This window comes from Pontimicrobium sp. MEBiC01747 (genome assembly GCF_053601635.1).
In genome coordinates, this window is record NZ_JBSHNS010000566.1 from 1 (window position 1) to 10717 (window position 10717).

Here is a 10717-nt window from a genome sequence, read left to right on the forward strand (position 1 = left end):
ATGAAAAAACTAATATATACCATTTTCATATTCTTGTTAGGCTATCAATTATATGCACAACAAGACCCGCAGTATACGCAGTATATGTATAATATGAATGTAATAAACCCTGCCTATGCAGGGTCTACAGAAACCGTATCTATTGGCGCTCTTTACAGAAGCCAATGGGTAGGTTTAGAAGGCGCTCCAAGTACAGGAACACTTTCTATACATTCGCCAATAGGTAACCGTGTAGGGCTAGGGTTCTCGTTAATAAATGACGAAATAGGACCAGTAAACGAAACCAATGCCTATGTAGACTTCTCTTATACATTACCATTAGGAGGCACAAAATTAGCTTTTGGTTTAAAAGCAGGAGCTACATTTCATAACATTGGTTTAGTAAACTTAGACTTAATAGATTCTGGAGATGTATTCTTTTCAGAAAATGTAGATGAGTTAACACCAAATGTAGGAGCAGGAGTTTATTTCTATAAACCTAATAAGTATTATATATCTGCCTCTATGCCAAATATATTAAATGGTGTGCATTTAGACTTAAATGGAACAAAAATAGGGTCTGAGAGAGAGCATTTCTTTGCAGCAGCAGGTTATGTCTTTGATTTATCAGAAAACTTTAAGTTAAAGCCTCATGCATTAGCAAAGTTAGCCTTTGATGCTCCAGTAAGTTACGATGTTAACTTAAACCTATTTATGTACAATGTAGTAGAAATAGGAGCAGGTTACCGTTTAGAAGACTCATTTAGTGGTATGATAAACTTTATGATATCTCCTAATTTAAGAATAGGCTATGCTTACGATAGTATACAGTCAGACTTAAATGTTGTTACAAACTCGTCTCATGAGATATTTATAAACTTCGATATTTTCTTACCTAAGAAAGTCTCTCGTTCACCACGTTATTTCTAATTACTGAAATAATATGAAAAATATACTAGTAGTAGTAGTATTAATCTGCTTAAGCAGCTGTATATTGGTGGCTCAAAATAAAGCCACCAAAACAGCTGACAAGTATTTTGATAAACTTGAATTTGTAAATGCTATAGCAGCTTACAATAAACTCGTTAAAAATGGAAAAGCTGATGCTTACGTATATAGGCGTTTAGCTGAAGCCAATTATAATATTTTTAACACTGTTGAAGCAGAACGTTGGTATGCTAAAGCTTTAGAAAACTCTAAAGATCCAGAAACCATTTATAGGTATGCACAAATGCTTAAAGCAAATGGTAAGTACCAAGCATCAAATACTCAAATGAATGAATTTGCAGCTTCTGCCCCAAAAGACACTAGAGCAAAAGCGTTTATAGCAAACCCTAATTATTTGGATAAAATTTTAGCCAGACCAAATAAAGTTACCATTAAAAATTTAGCTATTAACTCGAAAGCTTCAGACTTTGGAGGTATGGTTTTAGACAAAAAACTTTATATAACCTCAGCTAGAAATAACTCAAGGAATAATTATGGGTGGAATAAACAACCTTATTTAGACATTTATAGTTACACTATTAATAACGGTGCATATAGTAATGAAACCTTGTTAAACAACAATATAAATACTAAATACCATGAAGGATTAGTTACTTTTAGTCCAGATGGTAAAACAATGTATTTTTCTAGAGAAAGTTTTTTTGATAAAAGTGCTGGTTCAAACACAAAATTCAGTGTTTTACATTTATTTAAAGCGACCAAAAAAGGAAACAAATGGGGTAAAGCAAAAGCATTACCAATAAACAAAAAGAGCTACTCTATTAAAAACCCTTCTATAAGTAGAGATGGTAAAACCTTATACTTTGCTTCGGACATGCCTAGTGGTTATGGTGGGTTTGATATTTATAAAGCTACAATAAAGAATAATGGAGCATTAGGTAAACCTGTAAACTTAGGAAATATAATTAATACTAAAGGGCAAGAAATGTTCCCGTTTATTAGTGAGAACAACACATTATACTTCTCTTCAAATGGTCACTTAGGTCTTGGAGGTTTAGATGTGTTTTTTATAACAGAAACTAATAAAAAACTATCTCCGTTACGTAATATAGGAGCTCCAATAAATAGTAATTCAGATGATTTTGCATTTACTATAAACGCATCAGGAGATGGCTTTGTATCCTCAAACAGATCTGGAGGAAAAGGAAGCGATGATATATATGCTATTAAAAAAATGCAACCTCTATGCAATGTAGAGACTACAATTACTGTAAAAAATTCTGAAACCGGTATACTTATAGCAAATGCAATAGTTACTTTATTAGATGATAATGGTAAGATTATTACTTCTAAAACTAGTAATGCTAAAGGACAAATTCTGTTTAATGTAGAATGTGGTAGTACTATTAATCTTGCCGCAACTGCTGAAACTTACGAAAACAATACTTTAAATGCGCCTGGAACTCAAGAAGAAACTCTTAATATAGAATTTAAACTAGATCCTATACAAAAGATTATTGTTGCAGACCGTGTTCTTTTAGAGCCTATTTATTTCGATTATAATAAAGCGGATATTACTAGTCAAGGTGCATTAGAACTGGATAAGTTAGTTTTAATAATGAAGAACTATCCTAATATGGTTATTAATGCAAAATCGCATACAGACAGTCGTGGTAAAGCTATTTATAATAAAAAACTATCTGGTAAAAGAGCGAAATCTACTGTAGAGTATATTATTTCTAGAGGTATTGATGCTTCAAGAATTTCTGGAGAAGGCATGGGAGAAAGTGAGCCATTATATAAATGTGGTAATAAATGTACAGAAAAACAACATCAAGCCAATCGCCGTTCGGAATTTATAATTATTAGTGGTGGCCCAAAAAGCTAACTAATTTTTTACTTTTAAAAGTATTTTAAATAAAAAACCAGCTTCATTTATTTTTTTGAAGCTGGTTTTTTATTTTATTATATAAAGCGCTGTAATTTACATTTTCATTAACCAAGTACGTACATCTACCTCTTGTTTAATAATTGCTCTTATATCCTCTATTTTAACACGTTTTTGTTCCATAGTATCTCTATGTCTAATAGTAACAGTGTTATCTTCTAAACTTTCATGATCTACAGTAATACAATACGGTGTTCCATTTGCATCTTGACGACGATAACGTCTACCTACAGCATCTTTTTCATCGTAAGCCACATTAAAGTCCCATTTTAAATCTTCTACAATCTTTTTAGCAACTTCGGGTAATCCATCTCTTTTAATTAATGGCAAAACTGCTACTTTATAAGGTGCTAAAACAGCAGGTAAACGCAATACAGTTCGAGTAGTTCCATCCTCTAATTGCTCATCTGTAAGTGCATTAGAAAATATTGCTAAAAACATACGATCTAAACCTATAGACGTTTCTAAAACATAAGGTGTGTAGCTTTTATTTTCTTCATGATCGAAATACTGTAGCTTTTTGCCTGAATGTTCTTCGTGTGCTTTTAAATCGAAATCTGTACGCGAATGGATCCCTTCTAATTCTTTAAATCCAAACGGAAATTTAAACTCTATATCTGTTGCCGCATCAGCATAATGTGCTAATTTTTCATGGTCATGGAATCTATAATTATCTTCGCCTAAGCCTAAAGATAAATGCCATTTCATTCTAGCTTCTTTCCAATGCTTAAACCATTCACTTTGTGTTCCTGGTTTAATAAAAAATTGCATTTCCATTTGCTCAAATTCGCGCATTCTAAAAATAAATTGTCTTGCTACAATTTCGTTTCTAAACGCTTTTCCTGTTTGTGCAATACCAAAAGGCAATTTCATTCGTCCACTTTTTTGAACATTCAAGAAGTTTACAAAAATACCTTGAGCAGTTTCTGGCCTTAGATATAAATCCATAGCACTTTCGGCAGAAGCTCCTAACTTAGTACCAAACATTAAGTTAAACTGCTTAACATCTGTCCAGTTTTTACTTCCTGTTAATGGGTCTGCTATTTCTAATTCTTCAATTAGCGCCTTTACATCTGCTAAATCTTCGTTTTCCAAAGAGCGCCCTAATCGAGATAATATTGTATCTATTTTTTCCTGATATCCTAAAACACGAGGGTTTGTTGAAACAAATTCAGCTTTATTAAAAGCATCTCCAAAACGTTTAGCCGCCTTTTTAACTTCTTTTTCAATTTTTGTTTCAATCTTTAAACAATAATCTTCCACCAATACATCTGCTCGATAGCGTTTTTTAGAATCTTTATTGTCTATTAATGGATCATTAAAGGCATCAACATGCCCAGAAGCTTTCCAAGTAGTAGGATGCATAAATATAGCAGAATCTAATCCTACAATATTGTCATTCATCTGTACCATGGCTCTCCACCAATAATCTCTTATGTTCTTTTTTAACTCGACTCCGTTTTGTGCGTAATCGTATACTGCACTTAATCCGTCGTATATTTCACTACTTTGAAATATGTACCCATATTCCTTAGCGTGTGATATTACTTTTTTAAATTTATCGTCTTGATTTGCCATAGCGCAAAAATATAAAAACCGCTCCAAACAAATAGAGCGGTTTTGTAAAAATTGTGAGAGTATTTTACTTTAATTCAATGGTTGTATTACCTAAACGAACAGCTTTATGATATATGCTAACAAAATAAGTTCCTTTAACTAACGCATCACTAGCGTCTGTTTTTATTAAAGAACACACTTTTTTAGTTTTATTATCATAATCAATACCTAGTTTTTCTGTATATATTAAAGATGATTTTCCAAAATTTACAACACCTTTATCTGCTATAATATTATTCTTAGGGTTTAAAATTTGAATATATATATCTTTATATTCTTCTTGTGTAAACGTACTATCTTCTAATGTAAAGCAAACATGTATTTGTTTAGCATTATTAGCGTATTTGGTTTTAATAATTCTTTTTCTAGTTACACGTTTTACAGCTTCTGCCGTAAAACTAGAAACAGTTAAGCTAGATTTGGGCGACTCTACTTTAGTATAATTTTCACTATTAGAGTCTAACTTTTTTTGTACATTATTCTTTAACTTTTCTTTCTTATTTACCGTTATATTTTCAGATTTTAAATCATTAACAATAGACGTTATTTCTTTATGCTCTGCTTTAAAGTCTTCTATTTGCTTTTTGTAACTAGATATTAAGGATACATTTGATTCTAGTGTCTTAACAGAATCTAAGATTCTACTAATTTTTTGCTTCGTTTTTTCAAGTTCTACATTTATATTTTGGTTTTCTACAACCATCTTTTCGTAACTTGAAATCATTTCAGACAATTCATTTTCCACAAGTTTATTTTCTTGTGTTATAAATTCCTGATTCTTTTTTAGTGTATTATATTTTAAATACCCCAAAGTAACCAAACTAACAATTACTATAACCAATGAACCAATAATCAATCTGTAGTTAAAAAATTGAGGGTTAACTATCATTCTAATTATGTTATGTTGCGACTAAACTAGCAAAATAAGCTTATACCAACTTGTTTAATCGACAAAATGATAAAATAATTGTTAAAAAACTTATTAATACTAATTTTATTATGATATCATTAAATCCCATTTCATTTTTGTACATTTAATAAGAAAACTAATAATCATTAATGCTCTCATCAATTCTTAATGTTTTCTTTCCAAAAACTTGTACTTGTTGCTCTCAATATTTAGGAGATAACGAAAAGTACATTTGTACAGATTGTAGACATAATTTACCCATTACTAATTTTCATAAAGCTAATGATGATACTGTTAAAAAGATTTTTTACGGACGCGTTAAAATTGAACAAGCTACAGCTTTATTTAGATTTGAAAAAAAAGGGATTGTACAACAGTTGATACACAGGTTAAAATACAAAGGACAAGAAAACATAGGGTTATTTTTAGGAACTTGGCTGGGTGAAGAGCTTAAAGAGATTGAGCACTACAAGACTGTAGATATAGTAGTTCCAGTTCCATTACATAAAAATAAAAAAAGAACACGCGGTTATAATCAAGTTTCTAAATTTGGAATAAAAATAACCGAAGCTTTAAATGCAGAGTATATAGACGATGTTTTAATAAAAGTAACTAACACATCCTCTCAAGTTACTAAAAAAAGATTTGCCAGATGGAACAACAATACAGAAGTTTTTTCTACAGAGAATCTAGACCGTATTGCAAATAAACATATTCTTTTAGTAGATGATATTATAACAACAGGAGCTACATTAGAAGCCTGTATTTTGGAGCTTAACAAAGCAGACAATGTAAAAATTAGTATTGCAACCATGGCTATTGCTTAACTAACGTTAAATTCTTTATAAAGCTCAATACTAAAGGCGCATAGTGTTTCGTTAGTACGCAAATAAATTGTTAATTTGCCAAGTAGTCATTTTTAGATGGTAAAGAGAAAAAATATGCAGAATAAAATTATTAATCTTCTTTTTATAGTTGTTATTGCCTTGGTTTTGGTAAACTGTGCTAACAGAGGCTCACCTACAGGTGGTCCAAAAGATGTAACACCTCCACAAATTGTAAAATCAATACCAGAAAATTATACTACTAATTTTAAAGGAGATGAAATTGTAATTTATTTTAATGAATATGTTAAGCTTAAAGAATTATCTAAACAGCTTATTATTTCACCACCAATGTCTACATCTCCAGAAATTACACCTATAAGCGGGGCTAACAAATACATAAAAATTAAAATTTACGATACATTACAACCCAACACAACATATGCCTTTAATTTTGGAAACAGCATTGTAGACAATAACGAAGAAAACCCTTTTAAATACTTTAGATATGTTTTGTCTACAGGAAGTTATATAGATTCCTTAACTGTAAAAGGAAGTGTAAAGGATGCCCTAGAGTATTCTACAGACCAATTTGTATCTGTAGTATTATATGAGGCAGACTCTACATATAATGATTCTATAATATACAAAGAGACACCAAAATACATTACTAACACTTTAGATAGTACTACAAATTTTACTATTGAAAATATCAAAGCGGGTAAATACTATCTTCGTGCCTTAAAAGACAAAAATTCTGATAATAAATTTCAACAACGCTCTGATAAAATTGGTTTTTATGAAACACCAATAGAAGTCAAGCAAGATTCAACGGATAAACTATATAATTTAAAGCTATTTAAAGAAGCTATAGACTATAAAGCCTCTAAACCCTATTTAGTTTCTGGAGAAAAAATTGCTTTTGGGTTTCAAGGTGATTATGAAAACATAAAAATAAAAGTGATTTCTAAAGTTCCTAGCGACTATAAATCACGCTACTTTAAAGACCCCAAAACAGATACATTAAATTACTTTTACACTCCAAAACTAGAGGTAGACTCCTTACTGTACCGAGTGGTTAATAAAAGTGTGATCGACACTTTTAAAGTAAGAATAAAAGATAATTTAAGAGACTCTTTAATTATAAAACCTTATCCAACAGGAAGTATAAGGTTTAATGAACCTTTTAGTATACAAGGTAATATCCCTTTTATAAATTTAGACAAAAGTAAAATAAGTATTATAGACAAAGATTCTACTGCTGTAGCCTACACGGCTTCTTACGATAGTTTAAATAATAAATACAATTTCTTATTTAATAAAACCGAGGATAACAGGTATAAAATACAAATGCTTCCTGAAGCGGTAACTGATTTTTTTGAAAACAAAAATGATACTTTAAACTATAGTCTTAGAACTATATCTAAAAACAGTTTTGGTAATGCACGAATTGTGCTAAACAATGCTGTATACCCAGTTATTGTGCAATTAACCGATGATAAAGGAGTCGTTAAATTTGAAAATTACTTAACAGAACCAAAACCTGTTGATTTTAACGATATTCAACCTAGCAAATATTACCTTAGAGTTATTTACGATACCAATAAAAATGGGGTTTACGACTCTGGAAACTATTTAAAAGGGATACAACCAGAACGTGTAAGTTATGCAAAAGAGCCTTATGAAGCTAAAGCTGGTTTTGAAGAAATAATACCATTTACACTTTTAGATTAAAAGTATCCATATCATTTAAAAACCCTAGGTGTCTTCTATGTTTTTCTATGTGTGTTTTAGATAGTGTTACAATTTCTATTTGTTCCTTATTAGGCGCTATAGAAGTTATCTGTTCTCCTAAAACATTATAAACAGCAGAATGTCCAGAATACTCATAGTTTTTAGCGTCAAGGCCTACTCTATTAACACCAATAGTATAACTCATGTTTTCTATAGCTCTTGCTTTTAATAAAGCATCCCAAGCTGAGATTCTTGGTTTGGGCCAGTTGGCAACATACAAAACAACATCGTAATTTTCTGTATTACGCGCCCAAACTGGAAAACGCAAATCGTAACAAATTAAAGGGCAAATAGCCCACCCTTTGTAATTAACAATTAGCTTTTGGGTACCAGACGTAAAGACTTTGTGTTCCCCTGCTAAACTAAACCCATGGCGCTTATTGTAACTTTCAAGAGTGCCATCTGGCTTAATAAAAACTAGCCTATTATAATACTTATTGTCCTCTTTAATAACAAGACTTCCAGTAATTGCTATTTGCTTTTTAAATGCTAATTCTTTTAACAAATTTACTGTCTCTCCATCCATCGTTTCTGCTACAACTTCTGCATTCATTGTAAAACCAGAAGTGAACATTTCTGGTAAAGCAACAACATCTATAGTCTCAGTAATACTATTTATTTTATCTACAAAATTTAGTCTATTCTGTATTGGGTTTTCCCACACTAAATTAGATTGAATTATTGCTACTTTTAATGTTTCTTGCATATTTAAAATAATTAATTTTAAAACTCTATTGTATTTAATATCTCTGCGGCTTGTTTTAAAGTCTCATTAGTTTTTGCAAAACAAAAACGAAGAACTTTATTATCTATACCATTATCGTTAAATACAGATAATGGTATAGATGCTATTTTATAATCTATTGTTAATCTATTTGCAAAGTCTACATCGTACTCCTCTGTTATTTTAGAATAATCTAACACTTGAAAATAAGTCCCTCCTGAAGGCATAAATTGAAACCTAGAGTCTTTTATTAAACTTAAAAACAAGTCTCGTTTTTCTTGAAAGAAATCTGATAATTCGGTATAATGGCTAGGCGTTTTTAAATACGCTGCCAAACCCTTTTGCATAGGGTGGTTAACCGAGAACACATTAAATTGATGTACTTTTTTAAACTCATCCATTAATACTTTCGGAGCACAACAATATCCTATCTTCCACCCTGTATTATGAAAAGTTTTACCAAAAGATGCAGTTATAAAACTTCTAGATTTTAACCCTTTAAACAAGCAAGCACTTTGGTGTTCTTTTTTATCAAACACAATATGTTCATAGACTTCATCGCTTAATACTATAATATTTGTACCTTCTGTTATTTTTTCTAATTCAAGCATGTCTGCTTCAGAAAATATAGTGCCGCTAGGGTTATGAGGCGTATTTACAATAATTAATTTCGTTTTATCTGTTATTTTTTGCTTTACTAATTTCCAGTCTACACTATAATTTGGCGCCTCTAATTGTACAGCTATAGTTTTCCCTCCATTAACTGTAATAGCTGGCTCATAACAATCATAAGCTGGTTTAAAAATAATAACCTCATCACCTGTTCTTACAAATGCAGATATAATAGTATAAATAGCTTGTGTTGCACCAGCAGTTACAGTTATTTCACTTTCTGGATGGTAACTAGTATTATACAGGTTCATAAATTTTGTAGCAATAGCTTCACGTAAATCTAAACTACCAGCCATTGGCGCGTATTGATTATAACCAGATTGCATAGCATTACTTACTAAATCTATAAGCAGCTTATCACTTTTAAAATTTGGAAAACCTTGAGATAAATTAATAGCGTTATGCTTATTCGCCAAAGCACTCATTTTTGTAAATATAGTAGTCCCAACAGTTGGTAATTTTGAAATGTGCTTCATGTATAATTTTGAAATAGTCTAGTTTTATAAACTCCTTTTTTAATGTAATGAAAAATAGTATTTTTTGACCAATTGAAAAAAGTTTAATACTCTTTAAAACAATAAACAGCTAAAAAACTATGATTTAAAATCTTGTTTTTTATCTTTGGGGTAGCTTTATGATGAATATATAAAGGACACATCCCAAACAAAGACCTAACTTATTATGAAATTATTAAAAACGCTTTTAGTGCTTTTTATCACTTTGCAAGTCTCTGCACAACAAGGTGGTATGTGGATCCCTTCGTTATTAGAAGGTATGAACGAAGATGAAATGACCTCGCTTGGTAGTAAACTCTCAGCAAAAGACATTTATGATGTTAACAATTCTAGTTTAAAAGATGCTATTGGCCACTTTAATGGAGGTTGTACAAGCGAAATTATTTCAGATAAAGGATTAATACTAACAAACCACCACTGTGGTTTTGGGCAAATTCAATCACACTCTTCTTTAGAAAACGATTATTTAAAAGATGGTTTTTGGGCCATGAATTTAGATGAAGAATTACCTAACGAAAATTTGTATGTTGAGTTCATTGTAAGCATTGAGGATATTACAGATCGTGTGTTTTCTGGAATAACAGATAACATGTCGGAGACAGAAAAACAAGCTATTATAGACAAAAATAGTAATACAATACAAAAACAAGCCAAAAAGGAAGCTTGGCAAAACACAAAAGTAAAAGCTTTTTACAAAGGCAATCAGTACTTTTTATTTATTACAGAACGTTTTGAAGATATACGTTTGGTTGGTGCCCCTCCAACAAGTATTGGCAAATTTGGTAG

9 protein-coding genes are annotated in these 10717 nt (G+C 30.9%); 5 read left to right on the top strand and 4 right to left on the bottom strand.

The window, feature by feature from the left end; genetic code table 11:
* Both ACVC2P_RS18935 and ACVC2P_RS18940 read left to right on the top strand, forming a co-directional pair.
* On the top strand, window positions 1-909 hold a 909-nt coding region (locus ACVC2P_RS18935; protein WP_452600011.1), incomplete at its 5' end, for a PorP/SprF family type IX secretion system membrane protein.
* Window positions 910-922: 13 nt separating this feature from the next.
* On the top strand, window positions 923-2815 hold the full coding sequence (locus tag ACVC2P_RS18940) for an OmpA family protein (protein ID WP_452600012.1): 1893 nt from the start codon (window positions 923-925) through the stop codon (window positions 2813-2815).
* A 96-nt stretch (window positions 2816-2911) separates the two neighbouring features.
* Here ACVC2P_RS18940 and ACVC2P_RS18945 read toward each other — a convergent pair whose 3' ends face one another.
* Window positions 2912-4453 carry a glycine--tRNA ligase gene (locus tag ACVC2P_RS18945; RefSeq protein ID WP_452600013.1) on the bottom strand — a complete coding sequence of 514 codons (1542 nt, stop codon included), beginning with the start codon at window positions 4451-4453 and terminating at the stop codon, window positions 2912-2914.
* Window positions 4454-4517: 64 nt separating this feature from the next.
* Complete coding sequence (locus ACVC2P_RS18950; protein ID WP_452600014.1) at window positions 4518-5381, bottom strand: hypothetical protein; 864 nt, start codon at window positions 5379-5381, stop codon at window positions 4518-4520.
* A 170-nt stretch (window positions 5382-5551) separates the two neighbouring features.
* Here ACVC2P_RS18950 and ACVC2P_RS18955 point away from each other — a divergent pair, with 170 nt between their 5' ends.
* Both ACVC2P_RS18955 and ACVC2P_RS18960 read left to right on the top strand, forming a co-directional pair.
* Window positions 5552-6229 (top strand): ComF family protein, encoded by a 678-nt coding sequence (locus ACVC2P_RS18955; protein ID WP_452600015.1) that lies wholly within the window; start codon window positions 5552-5554, stop codon window positions 6227-6229.
* 114 nt (window positions 6230-6343) lie between these two features.
* The gene (locus tag ACVC2P_RS18960; RefSeq protein ID WP_452600016.1) at window positions 6344-7960 is read left to right on the top strand and encodes an Ig-like domain-containing domain; all 1617 of its coding nucleotides are present in this window, start codon (window positions 6344-6346) and stop codon (window positions 7958-7960) included.
* On the opposite strand, the gene ACVC2P_RS18965 is transcribed toward ACVC2P_RS18960, so the two are convergent.
* Window positions 7944-8726, bottom strand: coding sequence for a nitrilase family protein (locus ACVC2P_RS18965; protein ID WP_452600017.1), 783 nt, complete (start codon window positions 8724-8726; stop codon window positions 7944-7946). The genes ACVC2P_RS18960 and ACVC2P_RS18965 overlap by 17 nt on opposite strands.
* A gap of 17 nt (window positions 8727-8743) precedes the next feature.
* Window positions 8744-9892: a methionine aminotransferase gene (locus ACVC2P_RS18970; RefSeq protein WP_452600018.1), complete on the bottom strand. Its 1149-nt coding sequence runs from the start codon at window positions 9890-9892 to the stop codon at window positions 8744-8746.
* A 205-nt stretch (window positions 9893-10097) separates the two neighbouring features.
* Between ACVC2P_RS18970 and ACVC2P_RS18975 the strand changes: the two genes are divergently transcribed.
* Window positions 10098-10717: S46 family peptidase (locus ACVC2P_RS18975; RefSeq protein WP_452600019.1), on the top strand; the 620-nt coding region annotated here is incomplete at its 3' end.